This window comes from Streptomyces umbrinus, from assembly GCF_030817415.1.
GTDB classification, from domain to species: domain Bacteria; phylum Actinomycetota; class Actinomycetes; order Streptomycetales; family Streptomycetaceae; genus Streptomyces; species Streptomyces umbrinus_A.
In genome coordinates this window covers 319777-342563 of the sequence record NZ_JAUSZI010000002.1, presented here as the reverse complement: position 1 = coordinate 342563, position 22787 = coordinate 319777, and the positions used below count along the sequence as shown (strand labels likewise).

The following is a 22787-nucleotide window of genomic DNA, read 5'->3' as shown; positions in this document are numbered from 1 at the left end:
TCCCTGTGGTCCCGGCCCAGGCCATGTCGGAGTTCCCGGTAGTCGTGCTCGATGCGTCGGCCGGGTCGGCCGCTTCACCGTGCCGTCGGGCCCGTCGCCCCCGTGGGGAACTCCTCGATGCCGATGACCCGCAGCAGCTCCAGCCGCTCGCGGGTCTCGGCGTCCGCGGGGGTGAGCACCAGCAGTTGCTGGCCCTGGTCGGGAGTGACCAGGGTCTCGCAGTCCATCAGCAGGCGGCCGACCCGCGGATGCAGCAGGGTCTTGCGGTCGGCGCGCCGGACCGCCACCTCGTGCTCTGCCCACAGCCGGCGGAAGTCGGCGCTCGCGGCCTGCAACCGGTCGACGAGTCCGGAGACCGTGGAGTCGCCGGACCGGCGGCCGGCGGCCGCACGCAGGTCGGCCACGAGCCGGCGGCCGTGGCGTTCTTGCTCCTCGGGTGGGGTGACGGCGCGGACCGCGGGGTCGGTGAACCAGCGGTACGCGACGTAGCGGCGGTCGCCGGACAAGCCGGTGTGGTCGCCCATGAGCAGGAGGGCGACCCGGTTCTGGGCGAGGGCCTCACCCAGGTCGGACAGCACCAGGGCCGGGGTGTCGCCGAGCAGGTCGAGCATGCGGATCAGCCCGGCGCGGGCCAGGCGAGCGACCCCGTCAGCCGGCGGGGGCCGATGGCCGGCCAGGTGGAACAGGTGGTCGCGCTCGTCGTCGGAGAGGCGCAGCGCCCGGGCCAGCGCGCCGAGCAACTGGACCGATGGCTGACTGCTGCGGCCCTGCTCAAGGCGTACGACGTAGTCCACCGACATGCCGGCGAGCGCGGCCACCTCTTCCCGGCGCAGACCTGTGGTTCGGCGGCGGGGGCCGTCTGCGATACCGACCTCGGCCGGGCGCATCGCCTCGCGGCGGCGGCGCAGGAAGTCGGCGAGCTGGTCACGTTCCATGGCCCCATCGTCTCTCGCGGCGGGCGGGCCGAGCCAGGGAGCGGCTCTCCCAGGATGAACGCTCCGCTCCCGTACGTCGCGGCGCCGCCGCAAGGTGGACGGCAGACCGACGACGAAGGAGAACACGATGCAGACACGAACCCTGGGCAGCACCGGCCCCGCCGTTTCCACGCTCGGGCTGGGGGCGATGGGCATGTCGGGCGCTTACGGCGCGGTCGACCGCGCGGAGAGCATCGCCACCGTGCACGCCGCACTGGAGGCCGGCGTCACTCTGATCGACACCGGTGACTTCTACGCCATGGGCCACAACGAGCTGCTGCTCGCGGAGGCGCTGCGCGGCCGGGACCGGGACAGCTACCGGTTGAGCGTCAAGTTCGGACAGCTGCGGGGGCCGGGCCGGGAGTTCGGCGGGCAGGACGGCCGGCCCGAGGCGGTGAAGAACTTCCTGGCCTACTCGCTGACCCGGCTGGGCACCGACCACATCGACATCTACCGTCCCGCCCGGCTCGACCCGGCGGTACCGGTCGAGGAGACGGTGGGCGCGATCAAGGAGATGATCGACGCCGGGTACGTCCGGTACCTCGGCCTCTCGGAGGTCGACGCGGCGACGATCCGCCGGGCGCATGCCGTGCACCCGGTCGCCGACCTTCAGATCGAGTACTCCCTCCTGTCCCGTGCGGTGGAGGCGGATGTTCTGCCTACGCTGCGGGAGCTCGGCGTCGGTCTGACCGCGTACGGCGTCCTCAGCCGCGGCCTCATCTCCGGGCACTGGTCCGCAGGCCGCACGGCCGGCCCCGGCGACGGCCGCGGCTTCAGCCCGCGATTCTCGAGCGGGAACGTGGAACACAACCTCGCCCTCGTGGAGGCACTGCGCCGGGTCGCCGACGCGAAGGGGTGCACGGTCGCCCAACTGGCCATCGCCTGGGTGGCCGCACAGGGCGACGACATCGTGCCGCTGGTCGGCGCCCGCACCCGCGAGCGGCTGGCCGAGGCGCTGCCCGCGCTGGAGCTGGCCCTCACCGCGGACGACCTCGCCGAGATCGAGAAGGCGGTGCCGCCGGGCGCGGCGCACGGCGACCGATACCCGTCCGCGTTCATGTCGGGCCTCGGCGTCGGCAACTGAGTCCGCGCGGCAACACTACGAAGAGGTCTGCAACCGAATCCTACGAGGACTTGTCTGGCGAATGGTGAACGCGTTGGTGGTCGAGCGGTGGGTGGGTAATGGCCTTGCTGTGATGGTGGAGCCCAGCGATGCTGGGCCGATGCCAGGGCAGCGGAAGAGGAAGCGTCAGCGGCGGGACGAGGCAGAGCGGGCGGCTGCTTGCTTCGCGTCTGACGTGGGCCGCTGGGAGGTGCTCTTCGAGACCCAGGACGGGGCGGAATGGCGCGCTCACATCCGCCGGCTCCGAGCGTCGGACACACAGATCGACTGGTCGGCGGTGCGGGTGGACACGTTCTGCGGACGTACCGTGCAGCCGACCACCTTCCGACTGAGCCTCTTCGTGCCGAACTCCGGACCCGGTCCTGGCCGGGGCTCGCCCGACAATTGATCCCGTGACTGGCAGAGGTGAACTCCTTCCCGAACGTGTGGCCCTCGACCAGGCGGCCTACTGCGACCTCAACCGGCGTGTACTCACCGGGCATTGGGCATGTGGCCGACACGGACTACTGCGCCTCAGCCGACACGGCCACCGCCGCAGGGGATGAGGGAGAGGAGCCGGACCCATCGTCCACGTGCTGTGCCAGACGGTCGCGCAGACGGGTCAAGCGGTCGATCTCGGCGTCGAGGGCTGCCAGTCTGCGGTCGGCGACCCTGGAGCCTGGGACGCCGGTGTCGGGGGGCCCGCAGCGCCGTTGGGGATTCTTGACCAGCACGTCGATCCGGTCGGCGACACCGCTCAGATCCTCGACGGTGAGCCCGAGCGCCAGCAGCTCACGGACGACGCGGACTCTGGCCACATCGTCCGGCCCGTACTCACGCTGTCCGGCGGCCGTACGCGGCGGCGGTGGCAGCACGCCGCGTTCCTCGTAGAACCGCAGCGCCCGGGGTGTGGTCCCCGCTGCCGCCGCCGCATCCCCGATCCGCATCCCGCCCCCGTCTCGGACTTCTTCACGCACCTGCCGCTCCCGCGGTGGCGCCTCGTGGCCTCACCGTGGCGGCAACTCCACGACGACGGTACCGAAGTGCCGCCCCTCGAACAGTTCCTGCAACGCACTCGGCGCCCGATCCATGCCCGGGACCCGCACATGCGGGAAGGTGATCTCGCCGGAGCGCAGCCACTGCCCGAAGCGCTTGGTCCATTCCTCCGTCATCTCGGGATGATCCATACCGCTGTAGCCGCGGAGCGAGATGCCCTGGTTGACGAGCCGGAACGTGTCGATCTCTGCGGGCGCACTGCCACCGTCCCCGTGCGGCGACAGCTGTCCGGCCAGGGCACCGACCAGTGCGAAACGGGCACCGCGGCGAGCGGCGCGGACCGCCGCGGCCAGTTGCTCACCGCCGACGGTGTCCAGCAGCACGTCGATGCCCTCGGGCGCAGCCGCGGCCAACTGCGCGTCGAGCGACTGGGATCCCGGCACCAGCACCTCGTCGTACCCCAACTCGGCCCGCAGCCGCTCGGCCTTGTCCGGCGAACGGGTGCTGCCGATGACCGTCGTGGCGCCCAGCAGACGCGCCAGCGAACCCGCCAGCGAGCCCACGGCTCCAGCCGCCCCCGTGACGAACACCGTGTCTCCGGCGCGGACTTCGGCGAGCCGGGTCAGCGCTCCGTAGGCGGCCGACCCGGATGACAGGTGGGCCACCGGGTCGGGCAGGACATCGCCCAGCGGAGTGCAGTCGGCCTCCGCCGGCAGCGCGTGCTCACGCCATCCGAGCAGATGGGTCACCGCGTCCCCCGGCCGCAACGAGCTGCCTGCCGCCGCCGCGACGACCTCGCCGACAGCGGGACCGAAGAGCGCGTCACCGACGTGGATGCGCGGCAGCGGTACGCCGTCGGCCTGGCCGCCGATCAGGGTACGCAGCCCCGGAAACACGAGGAAGTACCGGTTCCGGACGAGGACTTGCCCGGGACCGGGGGCGGAGAGCGGCTTCTCCACGATCGCGAAGTGCTCGGGCCCGGGCAGCCCTTCAGGGGTGTCGGCCAGCAGGATCTCGCGCGTCGTGGCAGGCAGAGCAGTGGCCATATTGGGGCTCCTGGACAGGTGAGTGGGTGAGTGGGCGCGGAGGACAGCCGGAGGTGCCCGGCTGTCGGCGCGCAGACGCTAACCCTTGACGTGCGCGTCAAGGGCAAGACGGTCGCGGCTGTCCGGCCTGCTGTTCGAAGCGACTCCCGCTTTCCGGCGCACCCCGTGTCTCCGCCGTCCCGCCGGTGTGCCCGGGGGCCAGCCAGGGGCGCTGGGCATGCCGAGTCAGTCGGCTCCGTGACATGAAGGTGCCGTTGACACCCGTACGAGCCACGTGCTTGCATCCCGCCATGCCGTCGCCGGAGCCTCTGACTCGCCGCCGCGCCGTGGACCTCGTCCGGGTGGCCGCGGCACTGTGTCGGACGACCGGCTGACCACGCGCTCTCCCGCACCTCCTGCCAACAGCCGTGCTGGGCAGGCCTGTTGTGCGGGGCATCCTGGCCGCTGGGTACTTGCCCCGGCCTGCGTCCGACCTCCTCTCGCGCTTTCCACCCCTTTTGATGAGGACTCGCCATGCCTTCTGCCGCCCCCGCCCCTCACCACGACGAATCCGCCTACGACCGTCGCAGGCTGCGCCAGTGGCTCGCCGGTGAAGCCAGGGCGGACGGGGTCACCCGCCGTCGGCTGCTCACCCTGCTCGCCGCCACTGCCGCCGGGACCGCTCTGGGCGCCGCGCGTCCCGCCCATGCCGCCGACCGGCCGATCGTCAAGACACTGCCGCCCGAGTGGTTCATCGAACGCGGCACCAACGCCGAGACCCGCTGGGAGGCGCTGCGCGGGACTGGCCTCCACACCCCCAACGAGCGGTTCTTCGTGCGCAACCACACCGCCACCCCCGTCCTCCAGGCCGACGAATGGAGGCTGCGGCTGTGGGGGAGTGGACTGCGCGGCGCCCCCGGCGAGGACCGGGCGGTGGAATTCGGGTACGACGATCTGAGAGCTCTGCCGGCGGTCACCCGTACCGCGTTCGTCGAGTGCGCCGGAAACGGACGCTCCTACTACACGACCCAGCAGGGCGAGACGGTCACCGGGACTCCGTGGACTCTGGGCGCGATCGGTGTGGCGCGCTGGCGCGGGGTGCGCCTCGCCGACGTGCTGCGCCGGGCCGGGCTGTCCCCGTACGCCGTGGACGTGCAACCGCGCGGCCTGGACGCCGACTACATCAGCGGAGGCGAGAATCTGGGCAGGGTGCGCCGTCCGCTGCCGCTGGCGAAGGCGCTGGACGACGTACTGCTCGCGTACGAGATGAACGGTGAGCGGCTTCCCTACGATCACGGGCATCCGGTACGGGTGTTGGTGCCCTCCTGGATCGGGATCGCGTCGATCAAGTGGGTCGGCGACATCGAGGTGTCCGCGCAGCCGCTCTACTCGCCGTGGAACACCACCTTCTACCGGCTGTTGGGCCCCGCCCACCCGGAGGGCGGCAGCGCGCCCATCACCCGGCAGGTCACGAAGAGCGCCTTCGAGCTGGCGAGCGGTGCCACGTTCACGGCGGGACAGAGGCACGTACTGCACGGGCGGTCGTGGTCGGGCGCGGGCGGCGTAGCGCGGGTCGATGTCAGCACCGACGCCGGGGCGAGCTGGCGGCCGGCACGCCTTCATGACAGGCCCGGCGCCGGTACCTGGTCCCGCTGGTCCCTCAGCTGGAGGCCCGAGGCAGTCGGTGCCACCCACCTGCTGGCCCGCGCCACCGACACGGCCGGCCGTACTCAGCCGGACACGGCCGTGCCGAACACACAGGGGTACCTGTTCGACGCCGTGGTGCGGCATCCCGTGAGCGTGGTGTGACGACCGCCCTTCACGATGACCGGAGGCCGCCAACAGACCGGCTCAGGCTGCCTGTTCGCGGCCCTCGGTGCCACGCTTCAGTCGGGGAGCGAGGACAGGGGCACGGCGAACACCGTCCGCAGGTTCTCCCATTCGGTCAGGGACCAGACCTGGCCCGTGCTCTGCCAGTACGTCAGGGACTCCGGGTGCTCGGCCCAGCACTGGTAGGTGCCTCCGCAGGTGGCGACGCTGCGGGTCGTCGTCTGTCCCCAGAGGTGTCCGTGTACGCCGGACGAGGCCGAGGCATGGGCGACGTACCAGACGTTGTTGTGGGCGAGGACCCCCTGCATGTTCCCCACGCCGCTCCGGTAGCCCTGGACGGCCGGGACGAAGGAACCGGAGGCGGTGCTGCTGTTGAGCAGGTAGTCGCTGCCGAAGTTGTAGCGCAGCATGCGGCCCTTGGTGCCGTTGTTGAGGTACTCGGTGGTGACCAGGCTGTTGGGCACGCTGCTGCGGTCCAGCGAGAGCGAACCGACGCAGGGCACGGCCGTGTTGACGTTGCCCGTGCAGGTTCCCGCATCGTACGAATACGAGCCGATGGCCGGCATGACGTACTGGTAGCCCCAGGCGGAGTAGCCACCGTCGACCTTGCCGATCGCGTAACTGTTCACCGAGGCCTGCAGGATGTGCTGCATGCTGAAGACATAGATCGCGTTCGTGTGGCCCTGCTGGCCGGAGACGAACAGCTTGTCCCCGTACCAGGCCATGCCTCCCGCATGCGCGGCGACCCGGGCGAAGTTCTCGCCGCCGCTGGTGGGAGTCACCAGGAGCACCCAGCGGTACTTGGGGGCCGCGGGGTTGTTGTAGTCGATGAAGGCGACGCGGACGGTGTTGTAGCGGGCGTCGCCGGTTCCGGTGCCGACGTAGCTCCACCCGGCCAGGATCAGCCTGTTGGTACCCCAGGCGCCGTCGTCGTCGGCGTCGCCCGAGCTGGTGATCGACTGGGGGTGCCAGTCCGGGGTGGTCGCGTCGCCGGTGTCCCAGCAGAAGCTGGCGCTCGCGGTGGGAGCGGTCGGCAGGGTGCCCCGCTCGGCCGCGTTGCAGGAGCGCGCCGGATGGTTGGCGCTCTCCAACACCTCGGTGACGCCTACGTTGTTGAGCTTCGAGTCGAGGTTCGCGGTCGTCTCAGGGGTGACCGCGTTCCAACGGAGCCCGTAGCCCGCCCGCTCACTCGCGCCGATTGTCTCCAGCGGATCGGTGTAGGCGGTGGCGGCGGCTCCCGCACCGGTGATCGCGCCCGGCGCCAGCGCGGCGGCGACCAGAGTGAGCAGGGCTACTAAAGCGAGTCGAATGCTTCTTCGGGAATTCATGGTGGGGCCTTGCCCCATGGAGTTGAAACACATTCCCGGGGCTCCGCCAGCACATGGCAAAGGCAAGGAGAACGCCTCTCCTTGCCACTATCAACCTATAGCGCACCGGGGGCCTTGCGGCAAGACCCGGGTCGTGCAGCAGAATCTCCGGTCGAAGCCAGAACCGGCGGAAATCAGTGAGTCGCGAACTACGTATGCCTTTGTTGGCATATGGGTCTCACGGGGCCTTGTTGGATGAGGGGGATTTGATGGTTGACGTGGTCGTGGTCGGCGGCGGACCGACGGGCTTGATGCTGGCCGGCGAGTTGCGGCTGCACGGCGTGCACGTGGTCGTGCTGGAGAAGGAGACGGAGCCGACCAAGGTTGTCCGTGCGCTCGGACTGCACGCGCGCAGCGTCGAGGTGATGGACCAGCGTGGTCTGCTGGACCGGTTCCTCGCGCTCGGGAAGCAGTACCCGGTCGGCGGCTTCTTCGCAGGCATCACCAAGCCGTCGCCGGACCGGCTGGACACCGCACATCCGTACGTTCTCGGCATCCCGCAGCCCGTCACCGACCGCCTGCTGACCGAGCACGCCACCGAACTCGGCGTCGATGTCCGGCGCGGCTGCGAACTGGTCGGGCTGAGCCAGGACGACCAGGAGGTCACCGCCGAGCTGGCGGACGGCACGCAGTTGCGCTCGCGGTACCTGGTCGGCTGTGACGGTGGCCGCAGCACGGTGCGCAAGCTGCTCGGCGTCGGCTTCCCCGGTGAGCCCGCCAGGACCGAGACGCTGCTGGGCGAGATGGAGGTGACCGCGTCGCGGGAGACGGTGGCCGCCGTGGTGACCGAAGTCCGCAAGACCCACCTGCGGTTCGGCGTCGGGCCCTACGGAGGCGGGTCGTTGTACCGCGTCGTCGTGCCCGCCGAAGGGGTGGCCGAGGACCGCTCGGTCCCGCCGACCCTTGAGGAGGTGAAGCAGCAGCTGAGGGTGTTCGCCGACACCGACTTCGGCGTGCACTCACCGCGCTGGCTCTCCCGCTTCGGCGACGGGACCCGGCAGGCCGAGCGCTACCGGACCGGCCGGGTACTGCTGGCCGGCGACGCGGCGCACATCCACCCGCCGCTGGGCGGGCAGGGCCTCAACCTCGGTATCCAGGACGCGTTCAACCTCGGCTGGAAACTGGCCGCCCAGGTCAACGGCTGGGCGCCGGAAGGGCTGTTGGACAGCTACCACTCCGAACGGCACCCGGTCGCCGCCGACGTACTGGACAACACCCGCGCGCAGACCGTGCTGATGTCCCCCGAGCCGGGTCCCCAGTCGGTGCGCCGGCTGATGTCGGAGTTGATGGGCTTCGAGGAGGTGAACCGGTATCTGATCGAGAAGGTCATCGCGATCGGCGTCCGCTACGACTTCGGCGAGGGCCATGAACTGCTCGGCCGACGTATGCGGGACGTGGAGCTGAAGCGGGGGCGCCTCTATGAGCTGATGCACGGCGGCCGCGGTCTGCTCCTCGACCAGACCGGCCGGCTCTCGGTGGAGGGGTGGGCGGACCGGGTCGACCACGTCGTAGACGTCAGCGGGGAACTGGACGCGCCGGCGGTACTGTTCCGACCGGACGGCCACGTGGCGTGGGCCGGTGACGACCAGCAGGACCTCCTCAGCCAGTTGCCCAAGTGGTTCGGCGCGGCCGTCGACTGAGCGCACAGTTCTGGGTCGGTGGGTCGGGGACCTGCCTCAGGCCGGATTCGGCGCGGTCCGGTGCCGTACGCAGCCAGGTTCGGGGCCATCACCGGTGGTGGCCCCGAACTCGAGGGCTACTCTGGCCCGAGAGCCGTAACCACCTTTAGGTTCCCTGGAATTGGTCCACCTCCGGGAGACGCTCACTGCTCGTATGCCCTGGGGGGCTGATGGCAATTTCCTGTCGATCCGGCGATGACCAGAGCGGTGGCTTGGAGATCACCATCACCCTGACTGCCCTGGAGGCCGAGGCCATGGGTGACGACGCCACCCTCATGGCCGAGATCTTCGACAGCTGTCTGTGGGCCATGGGCATGCTCCGCACCGGCCGCAACTCCCGTGACTCCGGCACACCGCCCCCGACCCCCGGCGACTGGGCTGCAGCTCTGCGCGGCCTCGACCGGCTGCCAACCCGGCTCCAAGGAATCCGCAACGGCCTGATCCGCGCCCACACCGCGGCCGACGGAACCCTGGAACGTCTGGCCGCCGTCATGAACATCAGCAGGCCGGCCGCACGGCATCGGCGCAGGAGGATCACCAGCCACGCCCCCAACTCGTGGGAGCAGTGGGCCAGGACGCGCCCTTCGCGAGCTTGATGCGGGGTACGGCGATGGATGGGACAGGGGTATTGCGGAGGGAGGCGGGAAGGTGACGACGCAGCCGGCGGCGTATTCGTGGACGGATGAGGAGACCGTGGCGGCCAACGCCGCCGGGCGGCTGGTCCCGGTGCAGCAGGCGCTGATGACCGGGGCACCGGCCCGGATCATGAGTGCGGTGGGGCGGATCGTCGAGATGCCGGGCGCCGAGCCGGAGGTGCGTGCCGGCGCGGTGCGGATCGAGGTGCATGACGGTGCAGCGCCGCTTCCGCCTCCCGCGACGTATCGGCTGTACTGGCTGGCGCCGCTGGAGGGGCCGAGCCCGCTGCTGTTGTCGGCGCAGCCGCTCGACGCGCAGCACCTGGGGGAGCCGGCGGACGCCGTCGCCGAAGAGGTGGGACGTGTGCCCGCCGTGAGCCGACGGCGCCGTCGCTCACTCCTGCTGGCCGGACTCGGAGCAGCCGCCGCTTCCGCTGCCGGCGTGACCCTGTCGCGGCTGTCGTCGCAAGGGGGCTCCAGCGGCGACCCGGGCCCCACCGCTGGGCTGCTCACCCCGGCTTCCTCAGGGGCCGGCCCCGCCGACGCGTCCCTCGCCCCGGTACCCCGAAGGACCGGTGTCACCAAAGGCATCCGCTATTTATCGCTACTGATCCAGGCCGGAGAGATCACCGCGCTGGCCTTCAGCCCGGACGGGCGTACGCTGGCCGGCGGCATCCAGGACGGCACCATCCTGCTGTGGGACCCGGAGAACGGACATCCGGCCACCCTCCTGACCGACGCCCGGCGAATCACCCCGATCGAGGTCGCCTTCCACCCGGACGGCACCACGTTGGCCGATGCCCGGGACGCAGTACACCTGTGGGATCTGGCTTCCGGACGCACGACAGCCACTCTGACCCTGGCCCGCAGTTCCGCTGTCGACTGGGCATGGTGCGTTGCGTTCAGCCCGGACGGCGCTCTCCTGGCCAGCGGCCACAGCTTCGACTACGTACGGCTGTGGGACGTCGCGAGCCGTTCGAACGTAGCCATACTCCACGGCCACAGCGCGTTCGTGCTGTCGGTGGCGTTCAGCCCCGATGGACGGCTGCTGGCCAGCGGCAGCAACGATGCCTCCGTCCGGTTGTGGAACATCGCGCGCCGTTCGAGTGCGGCCACCCTCACCGGCCACACCAGTACTGTCCACTCGGTGGCTTTCAGTCCGGACGGCACCATGCTGGCCAGCAGCAGCTACGACCGCACCATCCGACTGTGGGACGTCTCCTCCGCCCGCACCATCGCCGTTCTCAAAGGGCACACCAGCGCTGCGATGTCGGTGGCGTTCAGTCCCGACGGACGGATGCTGGCCAGCGGCGGCGCCAGTGCCAGCGCCGCGTTCGGCAAGGACTACCCGGACGACCACACCGTCCGGCTCTGGGACGTCGCGAGGCGTACGAAGATCGCCACCCTGACAGGCCACACGGGCACCGTGCGATCCGTGGTGTTCAGTCCGGACGGCAGCACGCTCGCCAGCGGGAGCCACGACGGCACCGTCCGGCTGTGGCGGATCAACTGACCGTGACGCCGGCGAGGCTACTGGGGCGTCAGCACAGAGAACTCGTTGCCGTCGGGATCGGCCAGCTCCACCCGGCTGCCTTCGCCCTGGCCGCTGTCGATCCGCTTCGCCCCGAGGGAGAGCAGACGGTCGACCTCTGCCTGCCGATCACCGTGGACAGGCGGAGCGAGGTCGAAACTCAGCCGGTCTCTACCGGTCTTCGGCGCCACCGGTGGACCACCCCACGTGATCTTCGGACCGCCGTGCGGCGAGCGGATCGCGGTCTCCTGGTCCTGGTCCCAGACCAGTGGCCACCCCAGTGCTTCGCTCCAGAAGTACCCGACCTCCTGCGAGCCGTCGCAGGCCAGCGCCCCGATGAATCCGCAGTCGGCGAGGAAGCTGTTGCCCGGCCCGACGACGCAGAACTCGTTGCCTTCGGGGTCGGCGAGCACCACATGGCCCTCCTCCGGGAGTTGACCGATGTCGATGTGCCTCCCACCCAGTCCCAGCGCTCTGGTCACCGTCTGCTGCTGGTCCTCCAGAGAGGTGCTCGTCAGATCGAAGTGCATCCGGTTCTGGACGGCCTTCGGCTCCTGGCTCGGAAGGAAACGGATGCGGAACCCGGTGTCATCACTGGGCAGAAGCGTGACGCCGTCGTCCGGATCGTCGACCATCTCCCAGCCCAGGACTCCGGACCAGAACCGTGCGAGAACCAGCGGCTCGCTCGCACCGAAGCAGACCGCGAACAGTTGACAAGTCATTCCCTGCACATCCCCGATCCCCTGACTGACCGCCACCGACAGGGCGCCTTGTCGGTCCCCGAAGCGGAGCTTAGGCGTGAGTCGGCGTCACCCGCATCCGAGTATTCGACGACGGCCGGGACATGTCGCCCACCACCATCGGCCTCCGGGGTCCGGCCTCCGGCAGTCGCGTGCGGCTGGTTTCACGGAGTTGGACATCCACCTTGCCGCGGTCTTCCAGGCCGTCATGCGGTGCGAAGCCGTCTCGTTCACTCATGCGGATCATGTGGGCGGAGACGCCCGCGGCGGGTGGGAGCGTGACCCCGGTAGGGGCCGCGTTCCTCCGTGAGGCAGCCTCACCTCCCCGGGACTGTTTCTCCAGGAGATCCGAGGAACTCACCCTATGGCCAATGCGTCACCTCCTTGACTGGTGACGCGAGACCGGGCAACAATCGCTACCTGCATGTTGGCTCGCAGCGCGTCGCACCTGACCATCATGAGGAGGAGACCGCATGGCCGAGGCGTACGGCATCGAGGTCGTCGTCTTCGACATCCTGGGAACGATGGTCGACGAGCCGGGCGGACTCCGAGCGGCCATCCGCGATGCGGTACCCGGGGCCGACGATGCGTCCGTCGAGCAGCTGCTCACGGTGTGGCGGGATCATGTCGAGCGCGAGCAGCAGCGCATCGCGGAGGAGAGTCGGGCGTACGCCAACACCGACGTCATCGACCGCGAGGCGGCCCAACTCGTGGCCGACCGCGCCGGGCTCACCGACCCGGTGGCCATCGTGCGACTGGCTGCCGCAAGTCGGCGCCTGAGGCCCTGGGGCGATTCCGTCGCCGGACTCGCGCGCCTCGCCCGGCGATTTCCCGTACTGGGACTCTCCAACGCCAGCCGTGCGACTCTCCTCCGCCTCAACGCGTACGCCCAACTGGGCTGGCATCAGGCCCTGTCCGCCGAAGACGCCCGGGCCTACAAGCCCGCGCCGGAGATCTACCGGCTCGCGCTCGACGCGGCAGGGTGTCCACCGGAGCGGGTGCTGATGGTCGCCGCCCACGCCTGGGACCTTCGCGGAGCTCAGGCGGTGGGAATGCGAACCGCCTACGTACGCCGACCGGTCGGGGATCCACCGGCGAGCACCGACACGTTCGACTGGCGGTCGAGGGGCCTGGACGAGTTGGTCGCCGAGCTGACGGCGTAACCCTGCCCGAACGGCTCCTGGCGAGGGGCTTGCCGGAGGCGCCACGCTCTCCTTCCAGTAGCCGTTGACAAAACGGAACACGGTTCCGTACGTTAAACGGAACAACGCTCCGCTTCATCCTGGCTGAAGCCGGACGCTTCCGTCCGCCTCGCCTGCCGTCGGCCCGAACGAGACCGGCAGCCGAGGCCATTGAAGGGAAACACGCATCATGAGCGCATCGGCTCGGACGGCCGACACCGTCAGCTCGCCCACGCCCGTCCTCTCGGTCGGCCCGGTGGTGCTGTCAGCCCCCGGTCGGGCGGTTGACCTTCAGGTACGGGTCTCCGCGCCCGTGACGGGGAGCGACCTGCCGGTCATCCTCCTCTCGCACGGTCAGGGCTACTCGAACCACCTCTCCTCGCTGAACGGTTACGCCCCACTCGCCAACTACTGGGCGGCGCACGGCTTTGTCGTGATCCAGCCCACCCATCTCAGCTCCAGGACGCTGAGCCTGGATCCCAGTACCCCCGGGGCACCCCTGTACTGGCGATCACGGGCCGAGGACATGACACGCATCCTCGACCAACTCGATGCGATCGAGGCCGCCGTCCCGCAGCTACTCGGGCGGCTCGATCATGGCAAGGTCGCCGTGGCCGGGCACTCGATGGGCGGGCACACCGCGAGCCTGCTGCTCGGTGCCCGGCTCACCGATCCGGACGACGGAAAGGACGTGAACCTGGCCGAGCCCCGGATCAAGGCGGGCGTCCTGCTCGCCGCGCCCGGCAGGGGCGGCGACGCCCTCACCGAGTCCGTGGCCGAGAATCTCTCGTTCTTCCTGACCACCGACTTCTCCAGGATGACGACGCCCACGCTCGTGGTCGCCGGCGACAAGGACACCTCCGCCCACCTGACGGTCGCGGGCGCCGACTGGCACGCCGACCCGTACGTCCTCTCCCCGGGTCCCAAGTCCCTGCTCACCCTCTTCGACGCGGAGCACGGGCTCGGCGGGGTTTCTGGATACGACGTCGCCGAGACCACGGACGAGAACATCGAGCGGGTGTCCGCGGTCCAGCGGCTCACCGGGGCCTACCTCCGCTCTGAGCTCTACCCGGGCGATCCCGCTTGGCAGCAGGCGCGCGACGCGCTGACGGCCGACACCGACCCGCTCGGACGCGTCGAATCCAAGTAGCCAAGGGCACCGCCTCAGTGCGCAGGCACCGCCGGGGGAGCACTGGTGTGGCGTACCCGCAGCTCCATCGGAATGAGTTTGGGTTCGGTGTCGCCGTTGGCAGCCATCAGCGCTTCCAGTGTCTGGGCGGCCTGCCGGCCCAGCTCGTCCCGGGCCAGCGAGGCCGTGGTGAGTCTGCGTGAACTGGGCAGGTCGTCGAGGGAGATGTCGTCGCAGCCGATGACCGACATCTCCTCGGGGACCCGCAGGCCCGAGTCCTCCAACGCGGTCACGGCACCGAGCGCCACGAGGTCGTTGTACGCGACAACAGCGGTGACACCGGAATCCCGCACGGCATCGGCCGCGGCGTAGCCATGCCGTGCCGTATGGCCACAGGGGATGACCGTGACGTCGACGTCGACGCCGAACGCCGCCGCGGCATCGAAGGCACGGATGCGTTCGGCGTTGGCCCAGGACGCTTCGGGGCCGCTCAGGTAGGCCACGCAGCGATGCCCGAGCTGGGTGAGATGGCCGCAGACCAGGGTCATCCCTCCGTAGAAGTCGACGGAGACCGAGGGGAGACTCAGCCCGGGGACGATCCGGTTCACCAGCACAACCGGGTGGCCACGCATGGACAGGTCGACGAGTTCGGCGCGGTTCATGCGTGGCGAGCAGAGCAGCACACCGTCACAGCAGCGCATCAGGTCCTCGGCGAGCTCGTGCTCACTCGTCGCGTCCTCGTCCGACTCCATCGCCATCACCCGCCGCCCGTTCGAACGGGCCACGGCGGAGACGGACTTGAGGACATCGAGGAAGTACGGGTTGGACAGGTCGGGCACGAGGACACCGATGGCACCGGCCTCGCCGCGGGCCAGGCCCTGGGCGGCGGCGTTGGGGCGGTAGCCGAGTTCGGCGACCGCGTCCTGCACCCGGCGCGCCAGTTCGGGGTCGACCCGGGCCGTGCCGTTGAGCACGCGGGAGACGGTGGAGGTGGAGACACCTGCCGCCGTGCCGACATCGGTGATCGTCACCCGCCGCTGACGTGCGCCCTTCTTCGCGACGGAGGCGCTCGCCACCACGGACGCGCTCGCCGTGCCGGGCGGTTCGGACTTCTCGGGCATGCGGACCCTCGGCGGATCCGGCTCCGCGGAGGTTCGGCCCGGAACGACGCCTGCTCGGCCGGGTCATGGCCGAGGAACTGGCCCGGTACGTCGCCGGGAGCCCGCTGCGTCACGAGGTGGCCGCCGCGTCGATGGAGCACGCCGCATGAGCACAGCCGCCTTCACCCTCGTCATGGTCCCGCCCTTGCCGACGGAAGCCCGATCCTGGCCCGACAGGCTCGTCGAGGCCGTACCGGGGATCGAGGTGCTCTGCCCCCACGGCCCTCAGGACGTCGACGCCGCGCTGGTCCGCGCCGATGCCGCGTACGGCACACTCACACCCGAACTCCTCGGCTCTGCCGACCGGTTGCGCTGGCTGCAGGCCCCTCAGGCCGGCCCTCCTCCCGGGTTCTACCACCCCGCGCTCGTACGTCATCCGGTCGAGGTGACGAACATGCGGGACACCTACACCGACCATGTCGCCGTACACACGATGGCCTTGGTCCTGGCCCTGGCTAGGCAACTGCCCCGCTATGTACGCGAACAGGCGGCCGCCAACTGGGCACCGGACTGGTCGGACGACGCGGTCGTCCCACTCGGCGAGGTGCGCGCGCTCATCGTCGGTACGGGTGCGATCGGCGCCGAGACCGGACGACTGCTCGCCGCGTTCGGCACCCGCGTGGAAGGCATCGACCCCCGTGTCACCACGGCACCGCCCGGATTCCTCCGGGTGCTGCCGCCTGGTGAACTCGATCGCGCGCTTCCCGAGGCGGACCTGGTGATCCTGACCGTGCCCCACACCCCTGAGACGGAGGGGCTGATGGACGCCGGCCGGCTGGCGTCCATGAAAGATGGGGCCTGCCTCATCAACGTGGGCCGCGGCCCCACCGTCCGCCTCGACGACCTCGTCGCGGCCCTGGACGCGGGGCGCCTGCGGGGCGCCGCCCTCGACGTCATGGAACTGGAGCCGCTGCCGCCGGACCACCCGCTCTGGCGCCACCCCAAGGCACTGATCACTCCGCACGTGGCCGGAGCCGGGCCGCACGCCGCTGAGCGCCGGTTCGAGGTGCTGGCGGAGAACGCACAACGGTTCGCCGACGGGCGGCCGTTGATCAACGTAGTGGACAAGTCGCTATGGTTCTGACCGGATCACCCGACACGCGACCCGCCGTGACCGTCGAGCGCGTGGAGACGATCACGGTCGCCCTGCCGACGCTGCGGGACTTCGCGGTCGCGGGCGGCGGCGTGACCGCCCGAGGGCGACCCCCCATCCGCGTGCTCGTCAAGGTCACGGCCTCGGACGGAAGCACCGGCTGGGGCGAGGCGACACCGATCCCCTCCTGGACGTACGAGACCACCGAGTCCATCGTCTCGACCCTGACGCACTACCTGGCGCCCGCCGCGACCGGCCTGCCGCTGTGGGACCTCGACGGGCTGGTGGTCGCCTGCGATCGCACCATCCGGCGCGGCTGGTCCACCGGGATGCCGCTGGCCCGTGCCGCCCTGGACGTCGCCTGGCACGACGCACTGGCCCGCTCCCGCGGCGTGAGCCTCGGCGAGTTGTGGGGCAGGCGTCGCCACGACACCGTCGACCGCTGCTGGATCGCCACCGGAGACGACGCGGGTGCCCTGGCCGAATCGGTCGCCGAGGGGCAGGCCCACGGATATCGCCACTTCAAGATCAAGACGGGGCTCGTGCCCGGACAGGACGAGACCGGAGAAGTCGCCCGAGTGGCGGCCGTACGTGAGGCCGCCCCGACGCCCGCCTGATCGTCGACGCCAACCAGGCCGGCACCCAGGACTCCGCGCTCCGCCTCGCCCGGCTGCTCGCACCGCTCGACATCGCGGCGCTCGAACAGCCCCTGCCCGCCAACGACATCGAGGGACTTCGCCGGCTGCGTGACCTCAGCCCGGTTCCGATCGCCGTGGACGAGAGCCTGCGGCACCCCACCGACCTCGCCTCGTTCGTCCGCAGGGGAGCCATCGGCATCGCCGTGGCCAAGGTGCAGCGCTGCGCCGGGCTCACCCTGGCACTGCGCCAGTGCCAGCTCGCCGAGGACTGCGGTGTGGCGCTGATGGGCTCGGGGCTGACCGAGTCCGACATCGGCCTCGCCGCGTCACTGCACCTGTTCGCCGCCCACGACCTCATCGCCCCCGCCGACCTCAACGGCCGGCAGTTCCTGCAGTCTCCCTACGCCACCGGCTCCGCCATCCAGGTGCGCGCAGGGGTGGCCGAGGTGCCGTCGGGCCCAGGCCTCGGTATCGGCATCGACGAAGGGATCGTACGAGAACTCGCCTGCTGAGCCGCGGGCATGTCAGGCCGGCCAAGTACCCCCAAGTACTCCCCGCACGTACGCCCAAGTCCCCCCACGGGCCCGTCGTGGCCCAGACATGAAGGAGCCGCTCATGGAACGTCAATCGCCTTCGCCCACTTCTCACCGCCGGGCTCTGCGCCTGCTCGCGGCGCCCGCACTCGCCGTCGGCCTGCTGGCCCCGTTGCAGAGTGCGTCGGCCGATTCTTCGGGTGCCGCAGCCTGTCCCGCACCGGCCTCGGCCATCGGCCTGAGCACCGGCTGGAAGCTTCAGCTGCCCCTCCCCACCAGCTCCGGCTCCCCGCAGGAGATCAAGCAGCCCGCTCTGAAGACCTACAACAACGCCCCCTGGTTCACGACCACTTCGGAATGTAAGGCGATCCTGCTGCGGGCCGCGGTCAACGGCGCCACCACCAGCAACAGCGGATACCCGCGGTCGGAGTTGCGCGAGATGTCCGCCGATGGGTCGGCGACGAAGAGCTGGCCGTCCGCGTCGGGCACCCACACCATGGTCGTCGACCAGGCGATCACCCACCTCCCCAAGACCAAGCCACACGTGATGGGCGGGGCAGATACATGACTCGTCGAGCGACGTCACCTCGTTCCGCCTCGAAGGGACCTCGCTGTACATCACCTCGTACAACACCATCCACTACAAGCTGGTGACCTCCAACTACCAGCTCGGTACCCGCTTCCAGGGGAAGTTCGTGGCCCACGACGGGAAGGTGGACGTCTACTACAACGGCGCCCTCAAGGCCACCGTCGACGGCGCGTTCGGCAGCGGCTACTACAAGGCGGGCGCCTACACCCAGGCGAACTGCAACAACTCCTCGCCGTGCGACACCTCGAACTACGGACAGGTCGCCCTGTACGGAGTCACGGTGACGCACAAGTGACCTGACGGGGTCGCTCCTCCCGGTGCGTCGTCACGGAACCCGCAGCCTGCTGCGGCTCGCTGATCGCACCGGGAGCGGGCGGCAGTTGTGTTCGGCGGCCGGGGTCAGGCCTCGCAGAAGGGCATGGTCCGTACGTATCCGCCGAGGTTCTCGTCGTCGGTGCCGAGGAGGGCGTCGGTGGAACCGGGCAGGCACTCGACTGCCTCGATCTTGTACTTGGGGAATGTTCCGAGGACGTCCGGGGAGGCCGCGAGCGTGACCCGAACCCGGCCGGCAGCCGACACGCTCACCCGGCCCGCATCGCTCACCGCGGAGTCGAACGGGCCGTCGTCACCGGCGTCGGCCGCCGAACTCACAATGATCCGGCCGGAGTCCGTCACCGAGATGTCGGAGATGTGCCGGGTGCCGTCACCGGTCGGATACGCGGCCCGGTAGGCCCGGCGCGTCACGGTGCCGAACTGCGGCTGACCCCACGGAGCGAACGTCAGGGGTGCCGCGTAGAGCGTGGCGGGACGATCCGCGCCGGCTCCACGGTCCGCCCACAGGACGGCGAGTTTCCCGTTCTGGGCGACGAGCGCGAAGCTCTCGAAGTCGTCGCCCTCGCCGATCGCCGGCAGCGGTGAGTAGTCGACGACCGTCGCCTTGGGGCCGGCGACCTTCAGGCGGTGGACGATGCCGCGGCTGGTGAGCGCCAGGTATTCACCCGGCATCCCGGGGATGGCTTCGATGGCTTCCAGGTCGACGGGTTCCGGCCTGTCCCAGGTGATCGGGGAGATGCCGTCGGCGCCCTCCCAGTGGGTGATCCGGGAGAGACGCTTCTGCCCGGCCCCTTTGTTGTCGTGCACGGCCAGCACGTCCACCCATGATCCGTCCGAGGCACGGCCCTCGTACGCGAGGCCGCTGACACCGCTGCGGACGTCGCCGCCCACCTTCTGCCATGCGCTGTCCGCCCCGGCCGGGGCAGTGCCGAGTGTGGTCAGCAGGACCGTCGCCGCGGTGAGCCAGGCCATGCGCTGCAGCATCGGGAGTTTCACTGAGGGTCGCTCGCCTTCTGTGTCCGACGGACGCGAGATCACGCGCCGGACGTCAGGTTATTGATCATGGTGAGCGCGGGCCCAACGACGGTTACGCCATTCGCGGGAGCGCGAAGAGGGACTCGGCGGGCACGCGCCGCGCAGCCGGACGCCGTGGTGGGTCGTGGCCGCCGCACCACTTTCTTGAGCGAGCGATCCAGATAGGTTAGTGTGAGTGCATGGCAAGGACCCGGGAGTTCGACACCGAGGCGGCGGTGAGCCGCGCGATGGAGCTGTTCTGGACGCGCGGATACGAGGCGACCTCTGTACGTGATCTGACCGGGCATCTCGGGATCGGTCAGGGGTCCCTGTATGCGGCGTTCGGAGACAAGGACGGCCTGTACCGGGCCGCGCTGGAGCACTACCGCGCCACCCTCGCGGCGGCCGCCCTGCGCAGCCTCGACGAGGGGGCGGACGCCCGGTCGGCGATCCGTACGATGCTGGTCGAGCGTGTCCGGATCGCGGTCGGACACGACGGCCGGGGCTGCCTGCTGGTCAATGCCGTCTGTGAGCGCCTGCCGGGGGACCCGACCATCCGTCGTACCGTGCGTGACGTGCAGGACGCCAGTCAGCGTGCGCTCGCCGACGTGCTGAGTGTGGCGGCGGAACGGGGTGAGATCTCGACGACCAGCGACCCGCAGGCCCTGGCCGCCTTCCTGGTCACCTTCCTCAACGGTCTGCTCGTCTCCTCGAAGATCACACCCGACGTCCGTGCCCTGGAACCCCTCGTGGAGGTCGCGCTGGCCGCCCTCGGCTGATTTTTTCATGCCTTCAATCTGTATCGCACGATCCACAAAATGTACCGGCGTCCGCGAAGTCACCGACGCCGACGAGAGCACATGCCGCTCACCGACCACATCGGAGGACCCATGCCCCCCGCGCAGACCTCGACCGCACCCGCCCTCGGCGGCTCCCGGTGGAACACCTTCCCGGCAACCCGCACGATGAGAGCCCGTCAGTTCTTCACCGGTGCCGAGCCGCTGCTGCAGGGCGTCATCGATGCCCTGCACGGCATCGACCGTGAGGTCCTGGAGGACCAGATCCACGCGACGCTCGGCCTCGGTACGCGCGAGACCTCATTGCCCCTGGCCGTAGGCCCCGACAGCGCTTCGGCAGCCCGCGAACTGGGCACGCAGGCCGAGAAGATCGGCCGGGAGATCGCCTCCTGGGCGACCGCGGCCCTGGACCGGCTGCTCACCCATCGGATACCGCTGCCCGCTGGCCCCATGGTGGTCCGCAGCCACTGCGACGGGCATCTGCTCACCCACCGCGCGGCCGACCTGCTCCTGGGCAGCCGCGGCGGACCGGTCGCGATGCAGCTCTACAACGAGTGGCTGCACCAGATGGTCCTGCTCCGCGACGCCCTACTGCCCTTCACCAACTGGCAGGACGCTCCGCTCCTGGTCACCCCGACCGGGCTGCGGCACATCGAGTCGGCCCGCGACAGCTTCCTCACCGAACTCCTGGTCCGCCAGATCCGGCACACCAGCATCGTGGACTTCGCCCGCCATGCGGTCACCGGTACCTCGGGCCCGGCCGGCTACGGCTTCGACCACGGCGGCGGCACCGTCCTGCCAGCAGTCGTCGGCACACCGCCTCTCACCGCGCCCCGCCACCTGCTGACCTGGCGACCCGGCCCCGCCGCAGACGACACGATCACGTACGTCGCCGAAATGCAGGACTACTACGCCGCACCCCGCACGCTCATCGAACACCTGCCGCCCGCCACCGCGGCACAGGGGCCAGTAGCCGGCCGCGTAGTCGTAAGACCGGTCGTCGACGGCACCCGCACCGCCCGCATCGCCGTGACCCACGACGGCACCACCGCACACCTCGACCTCGGCCAGGCACTGCGCGGCCACCGCTTCGCCCACCGCTTCTCCCACCAGACCGCCGCCACAGGCGCCACGACTGCCGGCAGCACCCGGAGCGCCGACCTGTGGACCGCACTACGTGCCCCCGGTCTGCTGTGGACGCAGGACGGCGACGTCACCCTGGAAGCCACCGGCCAGGACAACCTCGTTGCCCTGGCACTGCTCGGCCGCCTCTACCCGGACAATGTCGGCCTGCGCCCCGCCGGCCGTCATGTCGGCCCGGCAGCCGCGGGCACGAACGGACCGGGCCGCCTCATCGTCGACCTGCCGGACCACGACGTCACCGAGCGGCAGGACAGCCCGCCGGAGACGCGCTGATCACGCGGCTGAGACAGACACCGGCCCTCATCGCCTCACCAGGGCACAGTCCGGCAGGACCAGAACGCACTCTCAGGCGCCCGAACTGCCAAGCCCCTCAGGAAAGTTGAGAAGAAGTATGATCGTCGACCATCACGCAAACCCAGTGCGCACAGGCCGTGCCACCGTCAACGGAACGAGTCTGCACTACCGCACAGCCGGTTCCGGGCCGGCGGTGGTGCTGCTGCACGGCGTGCCCAAGACGGGCTACCACTGGCGGCACCTCGTCCCGAAGCTGACGGCCCAGTACACCGTCGTCGTACCGGACCTCCGTGGCCTTGGTGACTCCGCCCGTCCCGCGGACGGATACGACAGCGCGACGATGAGCGACGACATCGCCGAGCTGATGGCCCACCTCGGACACGCGTCCTACAGCGTGATGGGGGAGGACTGGGGAGCGGTGATCGGCTACCAACTCGCGGCCCGGCACCGCGATCACGTCAACGCCCTTGTGTTCTGCGAGGCGTTGTTCCCCGGATTCGGCTTCGAGGACCACACCGCACTCACCCACGAGAACGTCTCCAGCGGAATGCACCTGTGGCATCTGGGTTTCTACTTCCAGCCGGACGTACCCGAGATGCTGATAGCCGGGCACGAACGCGAACTGATCACCTACATGATCAAGTACGAGCGCAGCCACCCCGACACCGCCACCCCTGACGCGGTCGACGAATACGTGCGGTGTTACTCCATGCCCGGCGGCATCCGCGCGATGCTGGCGATCTACCGCGCGATGCTCGTCGATGCAGAGCAGAACCGGCAGGCATCACAGCGGAAGCTGGACATCCCGGTGCTGGCGCTCGGAGGCTCGGCGTTCATCGGCGACCGGAACGAAGCGCAGATGCGGTTCATGGCCCATGACGTCACCGGTCACGTCTTCAACGCCGGCCATGACCTCGCCGAGGAGGTACCTGACGAGGTGGCCGACGTAGTCCTGCCGTTTCTGACCGAGAGGCTGTAGCCGCACTCGCACCCGCTCGCACCCG

At 70.0% G+C, this 22787-nt stretch carries 23 protein-coding genes; 16 read left to right on the top strand and 7 right to left on the bottom strand.

What is annotated here, in order from left to right; all coding sequences use genetic code 11:
* Positions 1–74 precede the first annotated feature (74 nt).
* Positions 75–935: a helix-turn-helix transcriptional regulator gene (locus QF035_RS02180; RefSeq protein WP_307517755.1), complete on the bottom strand. Its 861-nt coding sequence runs from the start codon at positions 933–935 to the stop codon at positions 75–77.
* A gap of 127 nt (positions 936–1062) precedes the next feature.
* Here QF035_RS02180 and QF035_RS02175 point away from each other — a divergent pair, with 127 nt between their 5' ends.
* Together QF035_RS02175 and QF035_RS02170 are read left to right on the top strand one after the other, a co-directional pair.
* The gene (locus QF035_RS02175) at positions 1063–2058 is read left to right on the top strand and encodes an aldo/keto reductase (protein WP_307517754.1); all 996 of its coding nucleotides are present in this window, start codon (positions 1063–1065) and stop codon (positions 2056–2058) included.
* A gap of 139 nt (positions 2059–2197) precedes the next feature.
* Positions 2198–2485, top strand: a complete 288-nt coding sequence (locus tag QF035_RS02170) for a hypothetical protein (RefSeq protein WP_307517752.1) — start codon at positions 2198–2200, stop codon at positions 2483–2485.
* Positions 2486–2600: 115 nt separating this feature from the next.
* Here QF035_RS02170 and QF035_RS02165 read toward each other — a convergent pair whose 3' ends face one another.
* The gene (locus QF035_RS02165; RefSeq protein ID WP_307530837.1) at positions 2601–3023 is read right to left on the bottom strand and encodes a MerR family transcriptional regulator; all 423 of its coding nucleotides are present in this window, start codon (positions 3021–3023) and stop codon (positions 2601–2603) included.
* Positions 3024–3083: 60 nt separating this feature from the next.
* Positions 3084–4118: an MDR family NADP-dependent oxidoreductase gene (locus QF035_RS02160; protein ID WP_307517751.1), complete on the bottom strand. Its 1035-nt coding sequence runs from the start codon at positions 4116–4118 to the stop codon at positions 3084–3086.
* 513 nt (positions 4119–4631) lie between these two features.
* Here QF035_RS02160 and QF035_RS02155 point away from each other — a divergent pair.
* Positions 4632–5906 (top strand): sulfite oxidase, encoded by a 1275-nt coding sequence (locus QF035_RS02155; RefSeq protein WP_307517750.1) that lies wholly within the window; start codon positions 4632–4634, stop codon positions 5904–5906.
* A 77-nt stretch (positions 5907–5983) separates the two neighbouring features.
* Here QF035_RS02155 and QF035_RS02150 read toward each other — a convergent pair whose 3' ends face one another.
* The gene (locus tag QF035_RS02150) at positions 5984–7255 is read right to left on the bottom strand and encodes a hypothetical protein (protein WP_307517748.1); all 1272 of its coding nucleotides are present in this window, start codon (positions 7253–7255) and stop codon (positions 5984–5986) included.
* Between the two features lie 248 nt (positions 7256–7503).
* Here QF035_RS02150 and rox point away from each other — a divergent pair, with 248 nt between their 5' ends.
* From rox to QF035_RS02135, 3 genes are all read left to right on the top strand, one after another.
* A complete protein-coding gene (gene rox, locus QF035_RS02145; protein ID WP_307517747.1) occupies positions 7504–8934 on the top strand; it encodes a rifampin monooxygenase in 1431 nt (476 codons plus the stop codon).
* Between the two features lie 251 nt (positions 8935–9185).
* Positions 9186–9569 carry a hypothetical protein gene (locus QF035_RS02140; protein WP_307517746.1) on the top strand — a complete coding sequence of 128 codons (384 nt, stop codon included), beginning with the start codon at positions 9186–9188 and terminating at the stop codon, positions 9567–9569.
* 52 nt (positions 9570–9621) lie between these two features.
* Complete coding sequence (locus QF035_RS02135) at positions 9622–11121, top strand: WD40 repeat domain-containing protein (RefSeq protein WP_307517745.1); 1500 nt, start codon at positions 9622–9624, stop codon at positions 11119–11121.
* A gap of 17 nt (positions 11122–11138) precedes the next feature.
* Here QF035_RS02135 and QF035_RS02130 read toward each other — a convergent pair whose 3' ends face one another.
* Positions 11139–11861 (bottom strand): VOC family protein, encoded by a 723-nt coding sequence (locus QF035_RS02130; protein WP_307517744.1) that lies wholly within the window; start codon positions 11859–11861, stop codon positions 11139–11141.
* A gap of 491 nt (positions 11862–12352) precedes the next feature.
* Here QF035_RS02130 and QF035_RS02125 point away from each other — a divergent pair, with 491 nt between their 5' ends.
* Both QF035_RS02125 and QF035_RS02120 read left to right on the top strand, forming a co-directional pair.
* Complete coding sequence (locus tag QF035_RS02125; protein ID WP_307517743.1) at positions 12353–13042, top strand: haloacid dehalogenase type II; 690 nt, start codon at positions 12353–12355, stop codon at positions 13040–13042.
* Between the two features lie 208 nt (positions 13043–13250).
* Positions 13251–14210, top strand: a complete 960-nt coding sequence (locus QF035_RS02120) for an alpha/beta hydrolase family protein (protein WP_307517741.1) — start codon at positions 13251–13253, stop codon at positions 14208–14210.
* 14 nt (positions 14211–14224) lie between these two features.
* On the opposite strand, the gene QF035_RS02115 is transcribed toward QF035_RS02120, so the two are convergent.
* Positions 14225–15310 (bottom strand): LacI family DNA-binding transcriptional regulator, encoded by a 1086-nt coding sequence (locus QF035_RS02115; RefSeq protein WP_307517739.1) that lies wholly within the window; start codon positions 15308–15310, stop codon positions 14225–14227.
* Positions 15311–15455: 145 nt separating this feature from the next.
* On the opposite strand from QF035_RS02115, the gene QF035_RS02110 reads away from it, so the two are divergent.
* From QF035_RS02110 to QF035_RS02090, 5 genes are all read left to right on the top strand, one after another.
* Positions 15456–16433 carry a D-2-hydroxyacid dehydrogenase gene (locus QF035_RS02110; RefSeq protein ID WP_307517738.1) on the top strand — a complete coding sequence of 326 codons (978 nt, stop codon included), beginning with the start codon at positions 15456–15458 and terminating at the stop codon, positions 16431–16433.
* 26 nt (positions 16434–16459) lie between these two features.
* Positions 16460–17059 carry a hypothetical protein gene (locus QF035_RS02105; RefSeq protein WP_307517736.1) on the top strand — a complete coding sequence of 200 codons (600 nt, stop codon included), beginning with the start codon at positions 16460–16462 and terminating at the stop codon, positions 17057–17059.
* Entirely contained in the window at positions 17056–17592 is a 537-nt protein-coding gene (locus tag QF035_RS02100) for a mandelate racemase/muconate lactonizing enzyme family protein (RefSeq protein WP_307530836.1), read from the top strand. Before QF035_RS02105 ends, QF035_RS02100 begins: the two co-directional genes overlap by 4 nt.
* A 103-nt stretch (positions 17593–17695) precedes the next feature.
* Positions 17696–18181 (top strand): polysaccharide lyase family 7 protein, encoded by a 486-nt coding sequence (locus tag QF035_RS02095; protein WP_307517735.1) that lies wholly within the window; start codon positions 17696–17698, stop codon positions 18179–18181.
* On the top strand, positions 18174–18497 hold the full coding sequence (locus QF035_RS02090) for a polysaccharide lyase family 7 protein (protein WP_307530835.1): 324 nt from the start codon (positions 18174–18176) through the stop codon (positions 18495–18497). The genes QF035_RS02095 and QF035_RS02090 overlap by 8 nt, the downstream gene beginning before the upstream one ends.
* Positions 18498–18601: 104 nt before the next feature.
* On the opposite strand, the gene QF035_RS02085 is transcribed toward QF035_RS02090, so the two are convergent.
* On the bottom strand, positions 18602–19507 hold the full coding sequence (locus QF035_RS02085) for a hypothetical protein (protein WP_307517734.1): 906 nt from the start codon (positions 19505–19507) through the stop codon (positions 18602–18604).
* Positions 19508–19749: 242 nt separating this feature from the next.
* On the opposite strand from QF035_RS02085, the gene QF035_RS02080 reads away from it, so the two are divergent.
* The 3 genes from QF035_RS02080 (at position 19750) to QF035_RS02070 (ending at position 22762) form a co-directional block, all read left to right on the top strand.
* A complete protein-coding gene (locus tag QF035_RS02080) occupies positions 19750–20328 on the top strand; it encodes a TetR/AcrR family transcriptional regulator (protein ID WP_307517733.1) in 579 nt (192 codons plus the stop codon).
* Positions 20329–20439: 111 nt separating this feature from the next.
* Positions 20440–21762: a hypothetical protein gene (locus tag QF035_RS02075; RefSeq protein ID WP_307517731.1), complete on the top strand. Its 1323-nt coding sequence runs from the start codon at positions 20440–20442 to the stop codon at positions 21760–21762.
* 118 nt (positions 21763–21880) lie between these two features.
* A complete protein-coding gene (locus QF035_RS02070; protein ID WP_307517730.1) occupies positions 21881–22762 on the top strand; it encodes an alpha/beta fold hydrolase in 882 nt (293 codons plus the stop codon).
* The last annotated feature ends 25 nt before the right edge of the window (positions 22763–22787 follow it).